The sequence below is a fragment of the Acetoanaerobium sticklandii genome, assembly GCF_000196455.1.
Taxonomy (GTDB): Bacteria; Bacillota; Clostridia; order Peptostreptococcales; family Filifactoraceae; genus Acetoanaerobium; species Acetoanaerobium sticklandii.
This window is the reverse complement of the sequence record NC_014614.1, coordinates 1,526,267-1,551,581: the sequence shown is the minus strand read 5'-3', so window position 1 is coordinate 1,551,581 and position 25,315 is coordinate 1,526,267. Positions and strand designations below refer to the sequence as shown.

Annotated in this window: 26 protein-coding genes, 1 pseudogene and 1 riboswitch; all 27 genes and pseudogenes read left to right on the top strand. The window is 32.0% G+C overall.

Annotated features, from left to right (window positions below; genetic code table 11):
- Positions 1-5: 5 nt before the first annotated feature.
- Entirely contained in the window at positions 6-494 is a 489-nt protein-coding gene (mreD, locus tag CLOST_RS07120) for a rod shape-determining protein MreD (RefSeq protein WP_013361606.1), read from the top strand.
- Between the two features lie 5 nt (positions 495-499).
- On the top strand, positions 500-3,286 hold the full coding sequence (locus tag CLOST_RS07115; protein ID WP_041487141.1) for a penicillin-binding transpeptidase domain-containing protein: 2,787 nt from the start codon (positions 500-502) through the stop codon (positions 3,284-3,286).
- Between the two features lie 69 nt (positions 3,287-3,355).
- On the top strand, positions 3,356-3,997 hold the full coding sequence (gene minC / locus CLOST_RS07110; RefSeq protein ID WP_013361604.1) for a septum site-determining protein MinC: 642 nt from the start codon (positions 3,356-3,358) through the stop codon (positions 3,995-3,997).
- Between the two features lie 28 nt (positions 3,998-4,025).
- Positions 4,026-4,821, top strand: a pseudogene (gene minD / locus CLOST_RS07105) (septum site-determining protein MinD).
- A 15-nt stretch (positions 4,822-4,836) separates the two neighbouring features.
- A complete protein-coding gene (gene minE / locus CLOST_RS07100; RefSeq protein WP_013361601.1) occupies positions 4,837-5,109 on the top strand; it encodes a cell division topological specificity factor MinE in 273 nt (90 codons plus the stop codon).
- 25 nt (positions 5,110-5,134) lie between these two features.
- The gene (gene rodA / locus CLOST_RS07095; RefSeq protein WP_013361600.1) at positions 5,135-6,241 is read left to right on the top strand and encodes a rod shape-determining protein RodA; all 1,107 of its coding nucleotides are present in this window, start codon (positions 5,135-5,137) and stop codon (positions 6,239-6,241) included.
- A 16-nt stretch (positions 6,242-6,257) separates the two neighbouring features.
- Complete coding sequence (gene mgsA / locus CLOST_RS07090; protein ID WP_041487139.1) at positions 6,258-6,650, top strand: methylglyoxal synthase; 393 nt, start codon at positions 6,258-6,260, stop codon at positions 6,648-6,650.
- A 76-nt stretch (positions 6,651-6,726) separates the two neighbouring features.
- Positions 6,727-6,901: riboswitch (Lysine riboswitch) on the top strand.
- Between the two features lie 63 nt (positions 6,902-6,964).
- Positions 6,965-7,345 (top strand): 3-aminobutyryl-CoA ammonia lyase, encoded by a 381-nt coding sequence (gene kal, locus CLOST_RS07085; RefSeq protein WP_013361598.1) that lies wholly within the window; start codon positions 6,965-6,967, stop codon positions 7,343-7,345.
- 10 nt (positions 7,346-7,355) lie between these two features.
- Positions 7,356-8,177, top strand: a complete 822-nt coding sequence (gene kce, locus CLOST_RS07080) for a 3-keto-5-aminohexanoate cleavage enzyme (protein ID WP_013361597.1) — start codon at positions 7,356-7,358, stop codon at positions 8,175-8,177.
- Positions 8,178-8,271: 94 nt separating this feature from the next.
- Positions 8,272-9,306 (top strand): L-erythro-3,5-diaminohexanoate dehydrogenase, encoded by a 1,035-nt coding sequence (kdd, locus tag CLOST_RS07075; protein WP_013361596.1) that lies wholly within the window; start codon positions 8,272-8,274, stop codon positions 9,304-9,306.
- A gap of 60 nt (positions 9,307-9,366) precedes the next feature.
- Entirely contained in the window at positions 9,367-10,611 is a 1,245-nt protein-coding gene (kamA, locus tag CLOST_RS07070; RefSeq protein WP_013361595.1) for a lysine 2,3-aminomutase, read from the top strand.
- Between the two features lie 3 nt (positions 10,612-10,614).
- Positions 10,615-11,637: a lysine 5,6-aminomutase reactivase subunit KamB gene (kamB, locus tag CLOST_RS07065; protein WP_013361594.1), complete on the top strand. Its 1,023-nt coding sequence runs from the start codon at positions 10,615-10,617 to the stop codon at positions 11,635-11,637.
- Complete coding sequence (kamC, locus tag CLOST_RS07060) at positions 11,630-13,090, top strand: lysine 5,6-aminomutase reactivase ATPase KamC (protein WP_013361593.1); 1,461 nt, start codon at positions 11,630-11,632, stop codon at positions 13,088-13,090. Before kamB ends, kamC begins: the two co-directional genes overlap by 8 nt.
- A 5-nt stretch (positions 13,091-13,095) precedes the next feature.
- Positions 13,096-14,646: a lysine 5,6-aminomutase subunit alpha gene (gene kamD, locus CLOST_RS07055; protein ID WP_041487138.1), complete on the top strand. Its 1,551-nt coding sequence runs from the start codon at positions 13,096-13,098 to the stop codon at positions 14,644-14,646.
- A 24-nt stretch (positions 14,647-14,670) separates the two neighbouring features.
- Positions 14,671-15,459 carry a lysine 5,6-aminomutase subunit beta gene (gene kamE, locus CLOST_RS07050; protein WP_013361591.1) on the top strand — a complete coding sequence of 263 codons (789 nt, stop codon included), beginning with the start codon at positions 14,671-14,673 and terminating at the stop codon, positions 15,457-15,459.
- Positions 15,460-15,603: 144 nt separating this feature from the next.
- A complete protein-coding gene (locus tag CLOST_RS07045) occupies positions 15,604-17,445 on the top strand; it encodes a TIGR03960 family B12-binding radical SAM protein (protein WP_013361590.1) in 1,842 nt (613 codons plus the stop codon).
- On the top strand, positions 17,445-18,134 hold the full coding sequence (locus CLOST_RS07040) for a TIGR03936 family radical SAM-associated protein (protein WP_013361589.1): 690 nt from the start codon (positions 17,445-17,447) through the stop codon (positions 18,132-18,134). Before CLOST_RS07045 ends, CLOST_RS07040 begins: the two co-directional genes overlap by 1 nt.
- A gap of 11 nt (positions 18,135-18,145) precedes the next feature.
- Positions 18,146-19,519, top strand: a complete 1,374-nt coding sequence (locus CLOST_RS07035) for a ribonuclease E/G (RefSeq protein WP_013361588.1) — start codon at positions 18,146-18,148, stop codon at positions 19,517-19,519.
- Between the two features lie 128 nt (positions 19,520-19,647).
- Positions 19,648-19,956 (top strand): 50S ribosomal protein L21, encoded by a 309-nt coding sequence (rplU, locus tag CLOST_RS07030; RefSeq protein WP_013361587.1) that lies wholly within the window; start codon positions 19,648-19,650, stop codon positions 19,954-19,956.
- Between the two features lies 1 nt (position 19,957).
- Complete coding sequence (locus CLOST_RS07025; RefSeq protein WP_013361586.1) at positions 19,958-20,287, top strand: ribosomal-processing cysteine protease Prp; 330 nt, start codon at positions 19,958-19,960, stop codon at positions 20,285-20,287.
- Positions 20,288-20,290: 3 nt separating this feature from the next.
- On the top strand, positions 20,291-20,578 hold the full coding sequence (gene rpmA, locus CLOST_RS07020; protein ID WP_013361585.1) for a 50S ribosomal protein L27: 288 nt from the start codon (positions 20,291-20,293) through the stop codon (positions 20,576-20,578).
- Between the two features lie 130 nt (positions 20,579-20,708).
- On the top strand, positions 20,709-21,989 hold the full coding sequence (gene obgE / locus CLOST_RS07015; RefSeq protein WP_013361584.1) for a GTPase ObgE: 1,281 nt from the start codon (positions 20,709-20,711) through the stop codon (positions 21,987-21,989).
- A gap of 8 nt (positions 21,990-21,997) precedes the next feature.
- The gene (gene yhbY, locus CLOST_RS07010) at positions 21,998-22,291 is read left to right on the top strand and encodes a ribosome assembly RNA-binding protein YhbY (RefSeq protein ID WP_013361583.1); all 294 of its coding nucleotides are present in this window, start codon (positions 21,998-22,000) and stop codon (positions 22,289-22,291) included.
- Positions 22,292-22,471: 180 nt separating this feature from the next.
- A complete protein-coding gene (gene nadD / locus CLOST_RS07005; RefSeq protein ID WP_013361582.1) occupies positions 22,472-23,074 on the top strand; it encodes a nicotinate-nucleotide adenylyltransferase in 603 nt (200 codons plus the stop codon).
- Positions 23,075-23,077: 3 nt separating this feature from the next.
- Complete coding sequence (gene yqeK / locus CLOST_RS07000; RefSeq protein ID WP_013361581.1) at positions 23,078-23,656, top strand: bis(5'-nucleosyl)-tetraphosphatase (symmetrical) YqeK; 579 nt, start codon at positions 23,078-23,080, stop codon at positions 23,654-23,656.
- Entirely contained in the window at positions 23,653-24,933 is a 1,281-nt protein-coding gene (locus CLOST_RS06995; protein WP_013361580.1) for an LCP family protein, read from the top strand. The genes yqeK and CLOST_RS06995 overlap by 4 nt, the downstream gene beginning before the upstream one ends.
- 12 nt (positions 24,934-24,945) lie before the next feature.
- A complete protein-coding gene (gene rsfS / locus CLOST_RS06990) occupies positions 24,946-25,293 on the top strand; it encodes a ribosome silencing factor (RefSeq protein WP_013361579.1) in 348 nt (115 codons plus the stop codon).
- The last annotated feature ends 22 nt before the right edge of the window (positions 25,294-25,315 follow it).

Genomic DNA, 25,315 nt, shown 5'->3' with positions numbered 1-25,315 from the left:
TAATTGTGAAAAATATTTTATACTTTGTAATTGGTTTACTATTAATAGTTTTTTCGAATACAATTTTAAATGATATAGATTTAATATTCTTTTCTTATAGACCAAATCTTATGTTAATATATTTGGTATTTATATCCATATATATAGGAGCAGAAAAGGCATCAATAATTGGTTTAGCGTTAGGATTGATTATTGATATAAGTGTTGGTAAGTACTTTGCCTACTATGGACTATTATTTATTTCTATAGGTTATTTGTATGGGAGTTTAAAAGAAAAGGTATTTAAAGAGAATATTTTTACAGTTATACTTCTTGTAGTAATTGCAACAATTATAGATAATTTGTTAATTTCAACTATTGTTGGATTTAGAGGTATAGAGTTAGGAATGTTTTTATTAAGAATAGTAGAAGCTGTATTTATAAATGGCATAATCTCAGCTTTTTTATTTTATCCATTAAATATCGTACTCAATAAGGTTGAAGAACAGTGGTGAACAAGATGAAGTTAGATACTAATAATAGATTTCAGATAATGTATGCATTTATATGCATAGTTTTTGTTGGATTATTTGTAAGAATGTCATATATGACAATAATTCAAGGTGACGATTTTTATTCTGTTGCTGAAAATAAAGTTTACAAAAAAATCGAATCTCAAGCTCCTAGAGGTGAAATCAAGGATAGAAATGGGAAACTTTTAGCTGGAAATCGACCAAGCTTTACAGTTTTGATTTCTCAGAATGAATTAGTAAAAGAAAAGATAAATGATACAGCCTTGAAATTAATGGAAATTCTTAGAAATAATAACGAAGCTGTTAGTGATGATTTTCCTATAAAAAATAATGGAACAGAATTATTTTTTGCTTTTGATGAAAAAATAAGCCAATGGAAAGAAAAAAACGATATTGAGACTAACAAGGATGCGAAAGATAGTTTCTTTACTGTAGTTCAGAATGCAAAAGACCAGGGTTTAATTGAAGTCACAGAAGAAGAGCATGCAGTTGATTTGCAAAAAAAACTCAATGACGCAGGGTTTTATCCACCTATTTCAGTTAGTAGATGGGAGTTTACAGAGGAGATTAGAAAGCAGGAATGGTTAGCAAAATATAAAATTAAGGATAAAAATATAGATGCAAGTGCAGCTTATAAATTAATTAAAGAATACTATGAGATACCAGACAATCTAAATGATACAAAAGTAAGGGATATTTTATTAATAAGAGATATGCTCAAATCAAAAGGATATTTTCAATATGAACCTGTGCAAATAGCTGTCGATGTATCTAAAAAAACTGTATCTACAATTGAAGAGCTTTCTATTGATATCCCAGGAGTGACTGTTCAAATCAATCCTATAAGATATTATCCAAATGGAAGTCTTGCATCCCACATACTCGGACAAATTGGAAGGATTTCAACACAGGAAGAAATAGCTAAATACGTCAATGAAAAAAAATACAATAGCTCAGATATAATAGGAAAAACTGGAATAGAAAAAAAATATGAGGAAATTTTAAAGGGTAAAAATGGTTACAGAAGAGTTCAAGTAGATGCTTTTGGAAGGCTTATTAACAGCATAGATTATGAAACGCCATTATCTGGAGATACGGTTTATTTAACCATAGATTCAGATTTGCAAAAAGTTGCGGAGGAATCACTTAAAAAAACTCTGGAATTAATTCAAACTGGAGGAACTTATGAAAGTGAATGGGGAAATGTAAGATTAAGAAAGAATAATAAAATTTATAATAAAGCTGCATCTGGAGCGGTTGTAGCTTTAGATGTAAAATCTGGAGAAGTTCTAGCTATGGCTAGCTACCCAGATTATGATCCAAATATTTTTACTACTGGAGTCTCAGCAAGCGACATGGATAATTTAATGCCAGAAAATTTAAATGATCCTTTATCGCCAAAGCCATTATATAACATTGCTACAATGACTTCAGTACAACCAGGATCAGCTTTTAAAATGATAACTGGACTAGCTGCTCTTGAAAGTGGGCTTGATCCAAACTATAGAATTAAAGATGAAGGCTTTATAGAGATGGGTGGAAGAAGATTCGGTTGTTGGTTTTGGAATGATTATGGTGGGAAACATGGCGAAGAAGATTTAGTCGCTGCACTAAGAGACTCATGTAATTATTATTTCTATAGCATAAGTGTAGGTTATGATTATGCAAAAGAGAAACCTCTGCCTGTTGAGATGAATTCTGGAAAAATCCTTGATATGGCGAAACTATTTGGTCTTGATGATTTTACTGGTATTCAAATTGAAGAGGTTTCTGGTAAGGTTCCAGACCCTAAGCAAAAGCTAGAGGAAACTAGAAAGGCTTTATACTATTCTATTAATGCAAAGATGAGAAATTACTTTACAGATATTACCAGCTCTAGTCCGTTATATGAGGAAAGAATAAACAAAATTGTTTCATGGATGGATGAAAACCCATCTAGAACAGAATTGATAAATAGAATGAAAGAGCTAAAGGTAAAGGAAGATTTAGCAGTTGAAATTGCTGAATACGTTAAATACAGCTATTACAATCAAGGAACCTGGAAAACTGGAGATACCTTTAACCTATCTATTGGACAGGGAGCCCATGCTTATACACCTCTTCAAATTGCCAATTATATTTCAGCTATTGCAAACAATGGATACTTAAACAGAGTAACTGTAGTTGATAGAATAGAGAAATATGATAAATCAGATATTGATAAAATTGAGAGAAAATCTGAAGAAATCCCTGTAAACAAAGATAATCTTGAGTATTTAAGAAGAGGGATGATTGATGTTACGGATGAAGGAACTGCAAAGGAAATCTTTCAGAACTTCCCAATAAAAGTTGCAGCAAAAACAGGCACAGCGCAAAAAAGTGGTAAAATCCCAGCTGTTGACGAAGAAGAGTATTTACTATCACATATGAGAGACTATAGAGTAGATAAGACTCAAGCAGTTAATTTAGCAAACAAACTCAAATCGGAATCAACAGAAAATCTTGCATCACATAGATATCTTAGAAGAGCGATATTGGAATTAAATCCTAGTCTATCAGATGAAGATATAAATAGGTTTAAAGACAACTATGACAATTTTGCGTGGTTTGTATCGTATGCTCCGCATGACAATCCTGAAATAGCTGTAGTTTCCCTGATATTTCAAGGAGGCAGTGGTGGCTATGCAGGTCCGGTAGCAAGAGAAATAATTGCTCAGTATTTTGGAATAAATAATCAAAATGAGGACATTACGACTTCAGAGCAAGAGCAAGTTGATGAGAATAGTACAAATTAACTAAACAATTGATAAAGTTTATAAAGAATAATTTTATAATATAGTATATAATATTTGGAGGACTAGTTGATGAAATCTTTAAAAGATACAATAGAATTTAAGGGTACTAAGGATGGATTCATTATAGTTATAAATAATGAAGCTGACTATGAAGAAGCTAGAAAAAATTTAATTGATAAAATTAATTCTAATTTATTTTTTTTCAAAGGCTCACAATTTTGTGATATTTATGCTACAAATCTAAACGAAAAAGAAAAGCTAGACTTAATCAATTTTTTAAAGGAAAAATATAATATTAATTTTTCAAAAAAAGAAAAAGCCATCATCAACAAGCTCTCTTCAGACACTATGTATTATAATACAAATGGAGAAAAGCCTACAAAATTTATAAAAAATACCATTAGATCTGGAGCTTTTGTAGAATATGAAGGGAATATAGTGGTTTTAGGGGATGTAAACCCAGGAGCGCAATTAATCGCAGATGGGAATATAGTTGTAATGGGAGTGCTTAGAGGGATAGCTCATGCTGGAAGCAAAGGTGATGAATCAGCTTTTGTTTCTGCTATAAAACTTAATCCTATACAACTTAGAATATCTTCAGTAATTGCAATATCTCCAGATGACGATACATATTCTTCAAATAGCTTGCCTCAGATTGCATTTGTACATGATGGACATATAGTTATCGAAAATTACCCTACAAAAATATAAAGATGATTTATTAGAGGAGGCACAAAGTATGTCTAAAGTTATTGTAATAACTTCAGGAAAAGGAGGAGTTGGAAAGACAACTTCTACAGCAAATTTAGGTACAGCTTTAAGTCTAGAAGGCAAAAGAACGATAGTGATTGATGCAGATATTGGACTTAGAAATTTGGATGTAGTTATGGGACTTGAAAATAGAATAGTTTATGATTTAGTTGATATTGTTGAAGAAAGATGCAAATATAAACAAGCAATGATAAAAGATAAAAGATTTGAAAATTTATATTTTAATCCCTGCAGCTCAAACAAGAGACAAGGACTCTGTAAGTCCTGAACAGATGAAAAAACTATGCGATACTTTAAGAGAAGAATTTGATTTCATACTGATTGATTGCCCAGCAGGTATAGAAAATGGATTTAAAAATGCTATTGCAGGTGCTGATGAGGCGATAGTAGTTACAACTCCTGAAGTCTCAGCTGTTAGAGATGCGGATAGAATCATAGGGCTTCTAGAAGCAAGTGAAATACATAATCCTAAACTTATAATTAATAGATTAAAAATTGATATGGTTCAAAGAGGAGATATGATGAATATCGACGATATTCTAGATATTTTGGCCATAGATTTGATTGGTGTAGTTCCTGATGATGAAAATATAGTTATTTCTACAAACAGAGGAGAACCTGCTGTTACAAATCAAAAATCATTAGCGGGGCAAGCATATAGAAATATTGCAAAGAGAATCCAAGGTGAAGAAATACCTTTTATTGACCTAAATTTAAACGAAGGTTTTATGTCAAAATTAAAAAAACTTATTGGACTAAAATAGTGAGGAGGTGCTATCATGCTTGATATCTTTAAGATTTTTTCAAACGACAAAAATTCTAGCAAAAATGTTGCTAAAGAAAGATTAAAGCTTGTCCTGATTCATGATAAGGGAAATTATTCTCCAACTGTTTTAGAAGCATTAAAAGGAGATATTTTACTTGCAATTGAAAAATATATGGAAGTGGACGAGGAACATATCGAAGTTAAGATGATAAAAACTAAGAGCCAAGATAACTCTGAAATGGTTCCAGCTCTTGTTGCAAACATACCTATCAAAAGAATGAAGTAGTCAAGATATTGAATGGAGCATTAATATGGATTTAAAAAAATATAAAGATTTTGACTTTATATTGTTTGTAATTGTTTTATTTCTTTTTAGCATTGGTTTAATTTTAATTTCCAGTGCAACTGGTGTTAATGAAGGTGGAAGCTACAAGAGGCTAATAATTCAAAGCGCATCATATATTATGGGCGTATTCTTTATAGTGTTTTTCATGTTTTTCGATTATAATGATTTTAAAAATTATGAAAAGCAATTGTATATTTTGGGGATAGGACTACTTCTTCTTGTATATATCCCAGGATTAGGAAAAGCACAATTTGGAGCTAGATCTTGGATTGATTTGAAAATAATAGATTTTCAACCTATTGAACTTGTAAAACTCACTTTTATTTTGGGTTATGCAAAATATCTAGAAGAAAGAAAAGATATGTTATATGATTTAAAAGAAATATTTTTAGCTGTTTTATATCCTCTTCCAATTATTATTCTCGTTATGTTGCAACCAGACCTTGGAGGAGCAATAGTTTTTTCTTTTATAATATTTGGGATGCTTTATATCTCAGGATTGAATTTGAAAGTAGTTTTATATGCGATATTGGGTGCGCTTGTCTTCTCTCCAATTATATACAACTATATTCTTAGACCTCATCAAAGAACTAGAATTGATGCTTTTTTAAATCCAGGAGATCCATCTTTTGAAGGAAATTTTCAAGTTATTCAATCGATGATAGCAATCGGTTCAGGAAAAATATTTGGAAAAGGATTATTTAATGGAACTCAAAATCAATATGGATTTTTACCTGTAACAGATAGCGATTTTATTTTTGCTGTTTTAGGTGAAGAATTTGGTTTGATAGGGATGTCAGTTGTTCTAATATTATATTTTGTTTTTTTTAAAAGGCTTTATGCCCTTGCAACTTCAGCTAAAGATTTTTATGGTACTCTTATCATAGTCGGTATTACTTCTATGTTTTTATATCAATTTGTTCAAAATGTAGGAATGACTATGGGAGTAATGCCAGTAACAGGGGTAACATTGCCATTTGTAAGCTATGGAGGGAGTTCTATGCTTACAAGCATGATGGCACTTGCTCTTGTATTTAATGTATCTGTCAAACGAAGGAAAATTAATTTCTAAATTAGGAGTGTATATTATGAACGTAGCATTAATTGCACATGACCATAAAAAAGATATTTTAATTAATTTTGTTCTTGCGTATTCAGAAATATTTAAAAAACATAATTTATTTGCGACAGGAACAACAGGACGATTAATAGAAAAAATGACAGGGTTAAGTGTTCATAAGTTCCTATCAGGTCCTCTTGGAGGAGATCAACAAATAGGTGCTAAAATTGCTGAGAACAATATGGATTTGATTATTTTTTTAAGAGATCCTCTTACAGCTCAGCCGCACGAACCTGATGTACAAGCTTTACTTAGATTATGTGATGTTCACGCAATACCACTTGCTACAAACCTTGCCTCTGCTGAGTTGTTCATAAATGGTTTAAAAAGAGGAGACTTAAATTACAGAGAAATAGATTAATTTTTAAATTTTTTAAATTTTCCTTTATTGACAATTATATAACTAAGGATTATAATCAAAATGAAAATTATAAAAATTCGTAAATAGAGGTGCAACAAGAAGGTAATACAATTATGCTAAGAGTAAGAACACTCGATGAATTGTACTAATGTCTTTGTTGCCGAAGAGACTTATTCGTTCTTGGATATTTCTTTGGTGGTAATGTTCAGCACTTACCATTGCCATGTTAATCATGGAGCGCTATTTACGTCATGCATGTCATGACGTAAATAGCGCTTTTTTAGTTTAATTTATTTTTTAAGGAGGCAATCAAAATGAAATCTGTACTTAAAATTAGAATGAGTGCTCATGACGCTCATTATGGCGGTGGTCTTGTAGATGGGGCGAGAATGCTTCAACTATTCGGAGACGTAGCAACTGAACTACTTATAATGAATGATGGAGACGAAGGACTTTTCAAAGCGTATGACATGGTTGAGTTTATGGCTCCAGTTTTTGCTGGCGATTACATAGAAGTTGAAGGAAGCATCACAGAGCAAGGCAATACATCAAGAAAAATGATTTTTGAAGCAAGAAAAGTAATTGTTCCAAGAACAGATATAAATGATTCAGCATGCGATGTACTTGAGACTCCGATTGTAGTATGTCGTGCTAGTGGTACTTGCGTAGTTCCTAAGGATAAACAAAGAAAGTAGGGATAAAAGAATGGAAAAGTTAATTATAACAGCTGCAATTTGTGGAGCAGAGGTTACAAAAGAACACAACCCAAATGTTCCTTATACAGTGGAGGAAATAGTAAGAGAAGCAAAATCAGCTTATGATGCTGGGGCAAGCGTTATCCACCTTCATGTAAGAGAGGACGATGGTACTCCAACTCAATCAAAAGAAAGATTTAAAATGTGTGTTGATGCGATAAAGGAAGCCTGTCCAGATGCAATAATTCAACCTTCAACTGGTGGAGCTGTAGGAATGACAGATGAAGAAAGGCTTCAACCAGTATTTCTTAAACCAGAGATGGCATCATTAGACTGCGGAACATGTAACTTTGGTGGAGATGAAATCTTTGTAAACACAGAAAATATGATTATAAATTTCTCGAAATATATGATTAAAAATGGTGTAAAACCAGAATGTGAAGTTTTCGATAAGAGTATGATTGATATGGCAATTAGATTAGCTAAAAAAGGTCATATCCAAACTCCAATGCACTTTAATTTCGTTATGGGTGTAAATGGAGGAATAAGCGCAACACCAAGAGATTTAGTATTTTTAATTGGAAGCATTCCAAGTGAATCATCATTTACAGTATCAGCAATGGGAAGAAATCAATTCCCAATGGCAGCGATGGCTATTATTACAGGTGGTCATGTACGAGTTGGATTTGAAGACAACGTTTACATAGAAAAAGGTGTTCCAGCTAAAAGCAACGGCGAGTTAGTTGAAAAAGTCGTAAGATTAGCTAAAGAATTTGGAAGACCAGTAGCTACTCCATCAGAAGCAAGAGAAATACTAGGAATTTCTAAATAGTTTTAAAAATATAAGTATAAAAAGTATAATAAATAAATCTAAATAATATAGTTAATAATAAAATTAATTTATATAACAATTGGAGGGATTTGTAATGAAAGGCTGTAAATATGGAACTCATCGTGTAATTGAACCAAAAGGATCACTACCACAACCTGCACTTAAAATTTCTAATGATATGAACATCTTCAGTAATGAGATACTAATAGATGTACAAGCATTGAATGTTGACTCAGCGAGCTTTACTCAAATTGAAGAAGAAGCTGGTCATGATACAAAGAAAATTGCTGCAAAAATTTTAGAAATCGTTGGAGAAAGAGGTAAAATGCAAAATCCTGTTACTGGTTCAGGAGGAATGCTGATTGGAACTATTGAAAAAATCGGTGAAGATTTAGAAGGCAAAATTGATTTAAAAGTAGGAGATAAAATAGCTACATTAGTATCGCTTTCACTAACTCCACTTCAAATAGACGAAATAATCGATATTAAGCCAGACATAGATAGAGTAGAAATTAAAGGTAAAGCTATATTATTTGAAAGCGGTATATATGCAAAGCTACCAACTGACATGAGCGAAACTTTAGCTCTTGCAGCATTAGATGTAGCTGGAGCACCTGCTCAAACAGCAAAGCTTGTTAAACCTGGAGATTCAGTTCTAATTCTTGGAGCAGCTGGTAAGTCTGGAATGATGTGTTGCTATGAAGCTAAGAAAAGAGTAGGACCAACAGGAAGAGTAGTTGGCCTTGTAAGAAATGAAAAAAGTAAAGCAAAACTATTAGAAATGGGTATAGTTGATGATGTAATAATAGCAAGTGCTCAGCTTCCAGTTGAAGTTTTAGAAACAAGTTTAGCAGCAAATAACGGGAACGAATATGATATATCAATCAACTGCGTAAACGTAGAAAATACAGAAATGTCTTCAATACTTCCAATCAGAAATGGCGGAACAGTATACTTCTTCTCAATGGCAACAAGCTTTACAAAAGCAGCTTTAGGGGCTGAGGGAGTTGGAAAAGACGTTGATATGATAATTGGAAATGGATACACAAAAGGACATGCTGAGATAACTCTTCAAATACTTAGAGAATCAGAAATAGTTAGAACTACATTTGAAAAGATGTATCTATAATTTACTAAGGTATTAGTTTATTGTTTATTATTTATTGTTTATTAACAAGGAGGTCTTGCTATGAGTTTAAAGGATAAGTTTTTTTCACATGTAAGCCAAGAAGATTGGAATGATTGGAAATGGCAAGTAAGAAATCGTATAGAAACTGTTGAAGAACTTAAAAAATATATTCCACTTACTCCAGAAGAAGAAGAAGGGGTAAAAAGATGTCTTGATACATTAAGAATGGCTATTACTCCATACTATCTATCGCTAATTGATGTAGAAAATCCAAATGACCCTGTAAGAAAGCAAGCTGTACCTCTTTCTTTAGAGCTACATAGAGCAGCGTCTGATCAAGAAGACCCACTTCATGAAGATGGAGATTCTCCAGTTCCAGGACTTACACATAGATATCCTGATAGAGTTCTTCTTTTAATGACTGATCAATGTTCAATGTACTGCAGACACTGTACTAGAAGAAGATTCGCTGGTCAAACAGATTCTGCTGTTGATACGAAGCAAATAGATGCTGCGATTGAATATATCAAAAATACTCCACAAGTAAGAGACGTTCTACTTTCAGGAGGAGATGCTCTATTAATCTCAGATGAAAAGCTTGAGTACACAATCAAAAGACTTCGTGAAATACCACACGTTGAGGTTATTCGTATAGGATCAAGAGTACCAGTTGTAATGCCACAAAGAATTACACCAGAACTAGTTTCTATGCTTAAAAAGTATCATCCAGTATGGTTAAATACACACTTCAACCATCCTAATGAAATTACTGAAGAGTCTAAAAGAGCATGTGAGTTACTTGCTGATGCAGGTATTCCTCTTGGAAATCAAAGTGTGCTTCTTGCAGGTGTAAATGATTGCATGCACGTTATGAAAAAACTAGTAAATGATTTAGTTAAAATAAGAGTAAGACCTTACTATATTTATCAATGTGACCTTTCAGTTGGAATTGAGCACTTTAGAACTCCAGTTGCAAAGGGAATAGAAATAATTGAAGGCTTAAGAGGACATACTTCAGGATACTGCGTTCCTACATTTGTTGTGGATGCACCTGGTGGTGGAGGAAAAACTCCAGTTATGCCAAACTATGTTATTTCACAAAATCACAATAAAGTTATTTTACGTAACTTTGAAGGTGTAATTACAACTTACGATGAGCCTGATCATTATACTTTCCACTGTGACTGTGATGTATGCACTGGAAAAACAAATGTTCATAAGGTTGGAGTAGCTGGACTTCTTAATGGAGAGACAGCGACACTTGAACCAGAGGGTTTGGAAAGAAAACAAAGAGGACATCACTAAAAAATGTCAAAAGTAATAAGTAACTCTCGCTCAACAGCAATAATTGGAATGGATAAAAACGTGGGCAAGACTACTGTATTAAATTATATTCTTAGTAAGACTAAGGGCAGTGATGTCCTTGGTCTTACTTCTATTGGAAGAGATGGAGAATCTGTAGATAGAGTTACTCACACGCCTAAGCCTAAGATATATGTAAAAAAGGATACTATACTTGCGACAGCTAAGATATGTATGTTTCAGTCTGATATCACTAAAGAAATTCTTGAATCTACAGGTATAAATACTCCAATGGGAAATATTGTTTTTATTCGTTCTAAAAGTGATGGATATATAGATTTAGCAGGACCATCTACTACTTCACAAATGAAAGAAATCGTAAGTAAGCTAAAAGAATACAAAGCAGATCAAATTTATGTTGATGGTGCTATTTCTAGAATGACTCAATGTTCACCTGCTATTGTTGATTCTGCTGTACTTTGTACTGGAGCTGTACTTGGAAATAATATTAAAACGGTAGTGGAAAAAACTGCTCATGTTGTAAAAATGCTCAGCTTACCAAGACATGAATTAAGTGATGATTTAGGAAAATTAGAATTATTACCAAGTCACAGGGCAGTAATTATAGCTAATGACCAATCCAAAGTGTTCCTTGAAGCGCAGACATCTACTGAGGTTGCTGAAAAAATAGATAGCTTTCTTGATGATAAAATTGAAACAATATATATTAAAGGAGTACTATCTGAAGGTCTTTCTAAAAAACTACTTTCAAAAAAACATAAAAATAAGGCCATAGACGTTGTTGTAGAGGATGGTACTAAAATTTTTATAGGAGTAGATGTTTATAATCAGCTGAAGAGGCACTCAATCAATATATATGTTCAGTACCCTATAAATTTAAAAGAATTATATTATAATCCCACATCTCCTACTGGAGCTAGTTTGGATGATGAAGATTTAAGAAAAGCATTGCAAGAAAGTACGGGACTTAATGCAATTAATGTATTTGGGAGAGATAGTTATGTATAAGCTGAAAAAAGAAGAAATAAGAGATATAGGCTTGAATTTTGTCTTTTCTCAAATGAAAATACTAACTCCTATGGGTAGAAATAGAATTAAAAATCTTGAAATATTTGGAAAAGATAACAAGGAAAAACTATTAGTTGAATTTAGTAATATATCGTATTGTTTAGATAATATAATAAATCGTAAAGAAGTTTACACACAGTTTGCTTCAATTTTAAGCAAAATTAAAGATATTTCTGGAACTATAACCAATTTAAAAAATCAACGAACTTTAGACATTGTTGAACTTTATGAAGTTAAATTATTTTCTTACTATGTAAATTCTTTAATTAAAGCCGTCCATACCAATAATATTTCAATTCAAAATTTTGAACTTGAAAGCCTTAATGATGTATATGCTCTTTTAGATCCTGAAGGTATGAAATTACCAACATTTATGATTTATGACGATTATTGTGAAAATTTAAGTAAAATTAGAAAAGATAAAAAAAGACTTGAGCAGGAAATCAGAAATGAAACAAATAGTGACTTAATTGAAAAAACCTTATCTAAACGACGAGATTTAGTTTATCAAGAAGAGATACGAGAGCAAGAAATAAGAAAAGAGCTTACAAAGAAGCTAGGACACTTTGCTTATATTATTGAAAAAAATATTAATTTAGTTACCTATTTAGATTTGCTTATCGCAAAAGCAAAGCTTGCTAAGGATTATAAGTGTAACTGTCCTAAAATAACGGATACATATGAAATTCATTTGGATAATATGAATAATCCGTATTTTAATAGTATTTTAAAGGAAAAAGGAAGCAGCTATGTTCCCGTTGGTTTAAAGCTTCAAGAAGGAGCGACTGTTATAACTGGAGCAAACATGGGAGGGAAGTCTTTAACACTTAAAACCTTGCTTCTAAATGTTACTTTAGCTCAACTAGGTTTTTTTGTTTTTGCGGATTATGTAAGTCTTCCGGTACTTGACTATATTTATATGATAATGGATGATTTGCAGTCTGTTAATAGAGGCTTAAGTAGTTTTGGCGCTGAAATTAAAGCTTTAGATGAAGCTATAGATTTGTCCCTTAGCGGGAGAGGCCTTATTGTCATGGATGAGCTTGCAAGAGGAACAAATCCACAAGAAGGAAAAGCTATTGTCAATGCAGTAGTGAGATTTTTAAATGATAAAGATACATTTTCCGTGATTAGTACTCACTATGACAGTATTGATTTAAAAGATGTGGTTCAGTATAGAGTACGAGGATTAAAAAATATAGATTTTGATAAGCTATCAGTTAGTAGCATTAGTGAATCATCAAGTAATCATGAGCTACTTCAGCAACTTATGGATTATACTCTAGAAAAATGTGAAGATGAAGCAGTTCCCAAAGATGCTTTAAACATCTGTAAATTTTTGGGTCTTAATCAGGAACTTTATTCTATTATAAAAAAGTATTATGAGGAGTGATATCTGTGGAAAGTAAATTAAATTTGGATTTTAATCTTGTAGAAAAAGCAAGAGCAAAGGCAAAAGCAATTGCAATTGATACACAGGAGTTTATTGAAAAACATACTACAGTTACAGTTGAACGAGCAGTTTGTCGTTTGCTTGGAATAGATGGAGTGGATACTGATGAGGTACCACTTCCTAATATAGTAGTAGATCATATAAAAGAAAACAATGGATTAAATCTTGGGGCAGCAATGTATATAGCAAATGCTGTACTAAATACTGGAAAGACACCTCAAGAAATAGCACAAGCAATATCAGCTGGAGAACTTGATTTAACAAAACTTCCAATGAAGGATTTATTTGAAGTTAAAACTAAAGCTCTTTCTATGGCAAAAGAAACTGTTGAGAAAATAAAAAATAACAGAAGTATAAGAGAATCACGTTTTGAAGAATATGGAGATAAATCAGGACCATTATTATATGTAATAGTTGCAACTGGTAATATATATGAAGATATAACTCAAGCTGTTGCTGCTGCAAAGCAAGGAGCTGATGTTATAGCAGTTATAAGAACTACTGGACAATCTCTGCTTGATTATGTTCCTTATGGAGCAACAACAGAAGGCTTTGGCGGGACTTATGCAACTCAAGAAAACTTTAGACTAATGAGAGAGGCTCTTGATAAGGTTGGAGCTGAGGTTGGAAAATACATTAGACTTTGTAATTACTGTTCTGGTTTATGTATGCCTGAAATTGCTGCTATGGGAGCAATTGAAAGACTAGACGTAATGCTTAATGATGCATTATATGGCATATTATTTAGAGATATTAATATGCAAAGAACTATGATAGACCAAAATTTCTCAAGAATTATAAACGGATTTGCAGGAGTAATAATCAATACGGGAGAAGATAACTACTTAACAACAGCAGATGCTTTTGAAGAAGCTCATACAGTACTAGCTTCTCAATTTATTAATGAGCAATTTGCTTTACTAGCTGGGCTACCAGAAGAGCAAATGGGACTTGGGCATGCTTTTGAAATGGATCCTGAACTAAAAAATGGGTTCCTTTACGAATTATCTCAAGCTCAAATGGCAAGAGAAATTTTCCCAAAAGCTCCTTTAAAATATATGCCTCCTACAAAATTTATGACAGGAAATATATTTAAAGGACATATTCAAGATGCCTTATTTAATATGGTAACAATAATGACTAACCAGAGAATTCATCTTCTTGGAATGCTTACAGAGGCTCTTCATACACCATTTATGTCAGATAGAGCTCTTTCAATTGAAAATGCTCAATATATATTCAATAATATGGAATCTATATCTGAAGAAATTCAGTTTAAAGAAGATGGATTAATACAAAAAAGAGCTGGATTTGTTTTAGAAAAAGCAAATGAACTGCTAGAGGAAATAGAGCAACTTGGCTTGTTTGATACATTAGAAAAAGGTATTTTTGGTGGAGTTAAGAGACCTAAAGACGGTGGAAAAGGTTTAAATGGGGTAGTTAGCAAGGATGAGAATTATTACAACCCATTTGTAGAATTGATGCTTAATAAGTAATTCATTGTATGGGAGGAAATTGAAATGAGCTCAGGTTTATATTCTATGGAAAAAAAGGAATTCGATAAGGTTTTGGATTTAGAAAGAGTTAAGCCTTATGGAGATACTATGAATGATGGAAAGGTGCAGCTTAGCTTTACTTTACCATTAAAAAATAATGAACGTTCGGCAGAAGCGGCAAAGCAAATTGCATTAAAGATGGGACTTGAGGAGCCAAGCGTAGTAATGCAACAGTCTTTAGATGAGGAGTTCACTTTCTTTGTGGTTTATGGAAATTTTGTTCAGTCTGTAAATTACAATGAAATCCATGTTGAAGCTGTAAACTCTGAAATCCTATCTATGGAAGAAACAGATGAATATATAAAAGAAAACATAGGAAGAAAAATTGTTGTTGTAGGTGCAAGTACAGGAACAGATGCGCATACAGTAGGAATAGATGCGATAATGAATATGAAGGGCTACGCAGGACATTACGGGCTTGAAAGATATGAAATGATAGATGCATATAATCTAGGAAGCCAAGTTGCCAATGAAGACTTCATAAAGAAAGCAGTTGAACTTGAAGCCGATGTACTTTTGGTTTCACAAACAGTAACTCAAAAGAATGTACATATTCAAAATATGACACATTTAATTGAACTATTAGAAGCAGAAGGACTTAGAGACAGATTTGTACTTCTTTGCGGAGGGCCTAGAATAAATAATGAAATAGCAAAGGAATTGGGTTATGATGCAGGTTTTGGACCTGGAAGATTTGCTGATGATGTAGCTACTTTTGCAGTAAAGACTTTAAATGATAGAATGAATAGCTAACTCTTTAATTTTAAGCCGATATATCTTTGGGTATATCGGTTTTTACTATCTTACTAGATATTTAGTCTATAGACAGTTTTTATAAAGTTAAGGTATAATGAAAAGCTGTAGTTAAATTATATTTCTTGAATTTAGGAGGGAAAAATGTCTATAAATTATAGAAGATTATTTGATAAGGTTGAAAAACCAGGAAGATATATAGGAAAAGAACTAAATAGTGTAATGAAAAACACTGATGATATAGATGTAAGGTATGTTTTTGCATTTCCGGATTTATATGAAATAGGGATGAGCCATTTAGGAATGCATATTCTTTATGGTGTATTAAATAGCATAGATGGAGTTTGGTGTGAACGTGTATTTTCAGTAGCTACTGATATGGAAGAAAGGCTTAGAGCTAATAATTTACCTTTGTTTTCTTTAGAGTCAAGAACTCCACTTCATGAATTTGATTTCATAGGATTTACTCTTCAGTATGAGCTTTCATATACAAATATACTAAATATTATGCAGCTAGGCAAAATTCCTCTTCGCTCTTCTGACAGAGACGAAAACCATCCAATCGTTATGATGGGGGGGCCATGCGCATATAATCCAGAACCTCTTGCTGATTTTGCTGACATGATTCTTCTTGGTGAAGGCGAAGAAATAATGCAAGAAATTATGGAGCTTTATAAAAAACATAAGAAGGCAAATTACTCTAAAAAAGAATTTCTTTTGGAAGCAGCTAAAAGTATAGATGGGGTATATGTACCAGCATTTTATAGTGTTTCATATAATGATGATAATACTATTAAAACTGTAAGCCCTTTGCATGCTGACATTCCGTCAAAAATAAAAAAGCGTATCATTAAGGATATGGACGGTGCATTTTATCCTGAAAATTTATTAGTACCAAATATTGAGATTGTACATGGAAGAATAATGCTTGAAATATTCAGAGGGTGTACAAGGGGATGTAGATTCTGTCAAGCAGGTATGATTTATAGACCTATTAGAGAGAAAAGTATAGAAAAGCTACTTGAACTTGCTGACAAAATATTTAAAGCTACAGGATATGAAGAAATGTCTTTATCATCACTTAGCAGTAGTGATTATTCTAAGTTAGGAGAACTTCTAGATGAATTGAATGATAAGCATTCTTCAAATATGACTAGTATTTCATTGCCTTCACTAAGACTAGATAATTTTTCTGTGGAGATGGCTGAAAAAGTCCAAAAAGTAAAGAAATCTGGACTAACATTTGCTCCTGAAGCTGGAACACAAAGGCTTAGGGATGTAATTAATAAAGGTGTAACCAATGAAGATTTGATGGAAACAGCCCATAAAGCATTTTCAAACGGGTGGAATAGGATAAAACTGTATTATATGATTGGACTTCCTACTGAAACCTATGAAGATTTAGATGGAATAGTTAAAATGGGCTACGATACGCTTAATGTGCATAAAACTATAAATAATGGGAAAATTCATCCTAGAACTGCCATTACTATGAGTTCAGCTTGTTTTGTACCTAAACCTTTTACACCGTTTCAATGGATGGCTCAAGACGATATAGAAACGTTAAGAGATAAGCAAAGATATCTTAAAGATAAGTTTAGAACTTCAAAAAACATAAGCTTTAACTATCACGCACCATTAACTAGTAGCCTAGAAGGGGTGTTTGCAAGAGGAGATAGAAGACTTGGAGCTGTAATTGAAGCGGCATTTAATAAGGGCTGTAAATTTGACGGATGGGATGAATTTTTCAGCTATAATAAATGGACAGAAGCATTTGATGAATGTAATATAGACATGAATTTCTACTCTACAAGAAAAAGAGAATACGACGAAATATTGCCTTGGGATCACATCGATTGTGGAGTTTCAAAAGAGTTTCTGATAAGAGAAAATGAAAAGGCTTTAAAAGCTGAAACTAGCCATGACTGCAGAAATGGTTGTTTAGCATGTAATATTAATGTTGATATTGCAAGGGGGTTATGCTAATGCTAGTAAGAATAAAATACAGTAAGCTAGGAGATATTAGCTACATATCTCACCTAGATATAATAAAGCTGATGGAAAGAATCGTAAGAAGGACTGGCCTTAAATTATCATATAGTGAAGGTTTTAATCCTCATCCTAAAACTGCATTTTCTCCAGCACTGCAGCTAGGAGTTCAAAGTCATTGTGAATATTTAGATATGGAATTTGACGAGGCTGTAGAAGAAGATTTACTTATTCAAAAATTAAACGAAAAAACAGTTGAAGGAATAAATTTTATTGAAGCTAAAATTTTAACTGATAAAGTAGATTCTTTAGTGGCATTTATAACTCATAGCAGGTATGAGATCGCAGTAGATGAGGAAGATGAAAACAAAATATCAAAAATTATATCTGCTATAAATAAAATAAACAATACAAATGAGATGCTTCTAACTAAAAAGACAAAAAAAGGAAACATAAAAGAATACAATGTAAAAGAATATATTGGAACTATTGATCTTGAAAGAAAATCTGATGGTCTTAGTATCTTTGTTGATATTTGCAGTGGCTCAGTTAAAAGCATTAATCCTAAAAAAATTATCGAACTAGTTGAATCTTTAGAAGACTTAAGTGGAATTGAATATGATTTAATTAAGCTTGAAACATACCATATAGATGAAGACACTGGAAAAAAATCTAATATTATGTAGAGGATATTTTAATGGATTTTATTATAGAAAAAGGAAAAGCATTTGATAAGTTAGCATGCATATCAGATGAAAAGCTTATAAGAGTAGATTTTGTATCTTCATCAGACTCCATTACAGAGGGAAATATATACAGATCAACTGTAAAAAAAATAAACCAGAATTTAAATTCAGCTATTGTTGATTTAGGTATATGTGAAGGATACTTGCAGGACAATTATTCTCTAGTGGGTTTGAAAAAAGGAGACGAGCTACTGCTTCAAGTAAAACGACCTGGAATAAAAAATAAAATGCCTAAATTAACGAGAGAGCTAAGCTTGATGGGAAGATATTGCGTCATGTTTCCTTATGGAAAGGATATCAATTTTTCAAATAGGATAGAGGATGATAGCTGGAAGCTCGAGCTTAAAGCTTATCTCAAGCAGAGCATAGGAACTTCTGTAGGCATAGTGATAAGAACCTTAGCCTATAATGTAAGTGAAAGTGAAATCAAAAGTGATATTGATAAGTTATTCGATATTTGGAATGAAATTGAGAAACAATCCAAGCTAGGATTAAATAATAAACTTATATACACTCAGTATGATCCTATAGAGCAATTCATTTTTAAGTCAAACCCTGAAAGTATTGATAAATTAATATGTAACGATAAACAGCTTTTAAAGCATATTGAAAATTCGCTAAAATCCAAAATTCAGATAATTACTCCAACTTTTATCGATACGGAGTTTTTATTTGATTACTTGAAGCTCACCTCTCAGATTAGAAACTTGTTTCAAAAGAAAGTTGAAGTTAATAATAATATATCTTTATTTGTAGAGAGTACGGAAGCATGCCATATAATAGATGTAAATAGTGGTAATGCTAACTATAAGCTTGGATTTGAGAAAAATGCCCTCGAAATAAATTTGATTGCTGCTGACGAGGCAGTAAGACAAATACTACTAAGAGATTTATCGGGAATTATTTTAATTGATTTCATGGATATGAAAGAGAACCAAAACAAAATTAAACTAATTAATAAGGTAACAGAGCTTTTAAAAAAAGATGGGAAAAAATCCTCAGTAACTTCAATAACAGAGCTTGGGATTATGCAGATTATTAGAAAAAGAGATAAAGAAAATATCTATGAGAGATATACTAAATCTTGTCCATTATGTGATGGACTCGGAAAGGTTTTAACCGATGAACTATATTTTAACCAGTTGTTTATAGAGCTTAGCAACGCTACTAAGCACACAAATCAAAAGCAATTTAAGATTAAGATACCATATATATTAAATGAAACGACAAAACAATATTTAAATGATATAGAAAACGAGCTTAACATAACTATTGAGGCTGAATTTATAGACGTAAAAAAATTGACTTTAAAGGCTCACTTTTAGGTTAATTTTCGTTGACAGCTCTATGGTCTTATGATATCATAAATATTTGTAAGAAGCCGCTCATTTGAGGTATTAATTTTCAATTATGAAAAACCTTACGTGGCGAGACTGGAAATAGGAGGTGCTGTATGTACGCAATCGTTGAGACTGGTGGAAAACAATATATGGTTAAAGAGGGAGATACTCTTTTCGTAGAGAAGCTAAACGCTGCTGAAGGAGATGTTGTAACTCTAGACAAAATTGTTGCTGTTTCTAAAGATGGTCAAATGATGACTGGCTCTGATGCTGCTGCTTATAAAGTGAATGCTAAGGTTTTAGCTCAAGGTAAAGCTAAGAAAATAATTGTATTCAAATATAAAGCTAAAAAAGACTACAGACGTAAGCAAGGTCATAGACAACCATATACTAAAATTACTATTGAATCTATAAACGCTTAATATGGTGAAAATAGTATTAAAGTTTAAAAAAAATGATATTAATGGTGTTGAAATTAGCGGACATGCTAACTCTTCAGAATATGGACAAGATATAGTTTGCGCATCAATATCTGGAATAACTCAAACGATTCTACTTGGGTTAATAGATATACTTGATGGAAACATTGAGTATAAAATTGAAAGCGGATACTTATATTTTAAACTTCCAGATGATTTAGAGCCTAGTATGCTTGAGAAAGTTCAAGTTTTAACTAATACGCTAAGATTAGGGCTAGATAATATTAAGGAAAACTATTCGGATTATATATATATAAGAAAAGAGGAGGTGTAATTCATGTTTAAAATGGATCTCCAGTTATTTGCAAGTAAAAAAGGGGTAGGTTCTTCTAAAAACGGTCGTGATTCTGTATCTAAAAGACTTGGTGTTAAAAGATATGACGGTCAAGAAGTATCTGCTGGTTCTATACTTGTAAGACAAAGAGGAACTAAAGTACATCCTGGAAACAATGTTGGAAAGGGTGGAGATGATACACTTTTCGCTCTAGTTGACGGAGTTGTAAAGTTTGAAAGAAAAGATAAGAAGAGAAAGCAAGTCAGCATATATCCTGCTGTAGCAGAATAAGAAACCAACTAATTTAAGTGATTTTAAATTGCTTACTTGGTTAGGGAACCTTGTTGTATACACATAAGATACTTATAGGAGTGCTTTTAAGCACTCCTAATTTTGTATATAGAAGAAAAAAGGTGAGAAAATGTTTGTAGATAAAGCAAAGTTATATATAAAAGCTGGAAATGGTGGAAACGGCGCTGTTGCTTTTAGAAGAGAAATCTATGTACCAGCAGGTGGACCAGCAGGTGGAGATGGCGGTAAAGGTGGAAATGTAATAATTATTGCAGATTCAAATTTACGTACTCTAATGGATTACAGATATAAAAGTAAATATGTCGCTGAACCAGGAGAAGACGGAAAAGGCTCTAATATGTTTGGAAAACATGGAGAAGATTTATATCTAAGAGTTCCAGTTGGAACAATTATTAAAGATGAAGAAACTGGTCTTGTTATGGCGGATTTGAAAAATGATGGAGATGAGTTTATTGCAGCAAAAGGTGGATATGGCGGAAAAGGAAATACTCATTTTAAGACGTCAGTAAGACAAGCCCCAGGATTTGCAAAAGCAGGCAAGGATGGAGAGGAAAAGAACATTATATTAGAGCTTAGACTTATAGCTGATGTAGGGTTAATTGGTTTTCCTAATGTTGGTAAATCAACATTCCTTTCAATAATATCTAAAGCTAAACCTAAAATAGCCAACTATCATTTTACAACTCTTACACCAAATTTAGGAGTGACAAAATTAAAAAATGGCGATAGTTTTGTGGTTGCAGATATACCTGGAATCATAGAAGGTGCAAACGAAGGGATAGGCTTAGGACATGACTTTTTAAGACATATTGAAAGAACTAAAGTTCTAGTTCATATTGTTGATATATCAGGAATTGAAGGAAGAGATCCTTTAGATGATTTTGAAAAAATCAATACAGAATTAAAAAAATATAATGAAAAATTATCATCTAGACCTCAAATAGTTGTCGCTAATAAGATGGATATTTTAGATGATATTGACATATATAATAATTTTAAGGCAGAATTAGAAAATAGAGGTTACAAGGTTTACAGCATGTCTGCTGCTACTCTAAGCGGAGTAGATGAAATTTTAAATACTATTTCTCAGATGCTAAAAGATGCAGAGGAAGTAGACTTATTTGATGAAGAAGATATTTACGATGAAACAAAGGTTATCTCTCAGAATATTGATGAAATTAAAGTCTATAAAGAAAATGACATTTTTATAGTAGAAGGTAATAGACTTGAAAAACTATTATATTCAGTAGATTTTGAAGACATGGAGTCTATAAGATATTTCCAAAGTATCATGGAAAAAACTGGAGTATTTGATAAGCTTCGTTCTATCGGAGTTCAGGATGGAGATACGGTAAGAATTTATGATTTAGAGTTTGAATATTATGAGTAGGTGATGAAATGCTAAAAGGAAAACAAAGAGCGTATTTAAAATCTTTGGCAAATAACTTAGAAGTAATGTCTCATATTGGAAAAGAAGGCATTACAGATTCTGTCAAGGCTTCTATAGAGGAAGCGCTTGAAAAAAGAGAAATACTAAAAATAAGAATATTAGAAAATTCTGGACTGGATACAAAAGATACAGCCAATACATTAGCACAAGAAATTAATGCTGAGTTTGTACAAGCTATAGGTTTTACATTTACACTCTATAAGAAGTCAAAAAACAATCCTAAAATCAAGTTGCCTAAATAAACTGTAAAGTTTTCGTTAAGAAAAATATATTTGACTTCATTTAAACTACCCGTAAGGGTAGTTTTTATTCTAGCTTGCATTAGAATTCCTTATTCTAGGAGTAAAGGTTGGTAAAATAAGATAATTAATGTATAATATATAGGTTAGTATAGATTATATTGATGAAACAGGAGCAATCAGATGAAAAATAAAAAAATAGGTATTATGGGTGGAACCTTTGATCCTATTCATAATGGACATTTATTTATAGCTGAACAAGTTAGAATTAAGTACAATTTGGATAAAGTATTATTCATCCCTTCTGGACAACCACCACACAAAGATGGGCTAAATGTCTCAGAAGCAATTCATAGATATAATATGGTTAATCTAGCTATCGCAAGCAATGATTATTTTTTTTCATCATTAATAGAAATAGATAGAAAAGGCAATACTTATACCATAGATACATTAAAACAACTTAAAACTGTTTACTTAGATAGCGAGATATATTTTATAGTAGGTTATGATACTATTGAAACCATTCATACGTGGAAAGATTATGAACTGCTCCCTGAATATACAAGATTTGTAGTTGTATCAAGAACTACTCAAAGTGCAGGAAATTTAATCAATTTGACTGAAGATTTTCTTGATAAAGTAGATTTTTTTGAAACTCCTGTTATTGATATCTCATCTACTGAAATAAGACAAAATATATACAATAATAAAAGTATAACTTACATGGTGGACAATCAAGTAGAGAGATATATTTATAAGCACAATCTTTATAGAGCTAGGTGATATATGGAAGATATAATGATAGAGCTAAAAAAGAATGTAAGCGAAAAAAGGTACATACATATATTAGGAGTAATCGATTCTGCAGATGAGTTAGCTGAAAAATTTTCAGTTTCAAAAGAAAGAGCAAGGCTAGCAGCAATATTTCACGATTATGCTAAAGGGATGAGCAAGAAGAATATGCTTGAATTTTCTAAAGCTAATAAATTAGACTTTGATGATATTGAGTATGGCAATAAAGAGCTAATGCATGGTAAAATTGCAAGACATATAGCTCAAAACAATTACAATGTTAATGATAATGATGTGTTAAATGCAATTGAGTTCCATACTACAGGAAGAAAAAAAATGAGCGAGCTTGAAAAATTAATTTGTTTGGCAGACTATATCGAAAAAAATAGAGACTATCCTGGTGTAGATAAAATAAGAAACTTAGTAGATATAGATTATAATTTAGCTTTATATACTGCCTTTAATGGAACAATTATACATCTAATTGACGAAAATAAAATTGTTCATACTAGGACAGTTGAAGCAAGAAATTATCTTTTAAGTATTCTAAATGAGAAAGGAGTCTGTGTGTGAAACATTTTCTAAAGATTTTTATAAGCTTTTTTATGATATTTACCTTAGTATTTGGAGCTGGATTTTACTTCTATTTCGAAAAAGATGAAGTTGATAAAACTATAGAAGCTGCAGTTAAAACTGAAGAATTGGATACAAAAGTAAAAAAGGAAAGAGTAAATATTCTTATGCTGGGAATTGATGCTCTTAACGGTAAGTATGAAGCGAATACTTCAAGAACAGATACTATGATGCTACTAAGTATTGACCCGAAGACTAGCACAGCGTTTATTTTATCGATTCCGCGAGACAGCAGGGTTAAGATTAGAGGAAGACAGGGTATGGATAAAATAAATCACGCTCATGCTTATGGAGGCGTGGATTTAGCTTTAAAAACAACAAAGGATTTGCTTCAGATTCCGATTCATCACTATGTTAGAGTGGACTACCAAGCCTTATTTAAAACGATAGATGATATAGGGGGAGTTGAGATTGATGTTCCTATGAATATGAAATATTCTGACCCTTATGCCACACCACCACTTAAAATAGATTTAAAAAAGGGAAGACAAATATTAGATGGACAAAAATCTATGGAGTATTTACGTTTTAGAAAAGGATATGCGAACCAAGATTTAGGAAGAATTAATGCTCAGCAAGAGTTCATACAAGCCGTACTAGAAAAAGTTATGTCACCTGCATCGATAATTAGAGTTCCTCAGTACATAGAAACTTTGTTTATGTATGTAGATACTGATATGAGCAAAAAAGATATGCTTGATTTAGCGAAAGAAGGTTTGAAAATAAAACCTGCTGAAATTCAAAAATCTGTTGTGCCAGGTGATGCTGCTACAATTAATGGAATTTCTTACTACAAAATAGATGAAGAAACTTTAAAAAGTGATTTGGAATTTCTAATGTCAGGAAATTATCCAGAAATTTTAGATGAAAATAGTACTGAAGAAAATAATTCTGATTCAAGTACGAATTCAAATCAAGCACTAGAAACACCTGTTGTTAATGAAAAAGATGCTCAGATTATTATTTTAAACGGGTCTGGTAAAAATGGAGTTGCTACACGTGCATCTGATCTTTTGAAGATTGAAGATTTTACTATATCAAAAACTGGAAATGCTGATAAATTTTCATATGATGAGACTATAATTTATTATAAGGACAATAAAAAATTAGCTAATACAGTCAAAAAGATTTTAGGCAAAGGTAAAATAGTACAGAAAGCTGAAAAATATCAAAATATAGAGCCAGATGTATTGATTGTAATTGGAAAAGATTTTTAGAGGAGGAATTAAATGAATATTGAGGAAAGCATAAAATTAGTTTACAAGGCAATTGATGATAAGCAAGGTGAAGATATAAAAATATTAAAAATTGGTAATATTTCATCGCTTGCAGATTATTTCATTATTACAAGTGCATCAAATGAAAGACAGGTTAAATCAATAACTGATAACATTGAAAAGGAACTTGAAGAGCATGATATTTTCGTAAGAGCTAAAGAAGGAACTTCTAGCTCGAACTGGATACTTTTAGATTATGGAGATTACATTATACACGTATTTAAAACAGAGGATAGACAGTTTTATAATTTGGAAAGACTATGGAAAGATGCAGAAGAGATTACTGTAGAAGCTATATAGTCGAATAATTAATTAAAATATA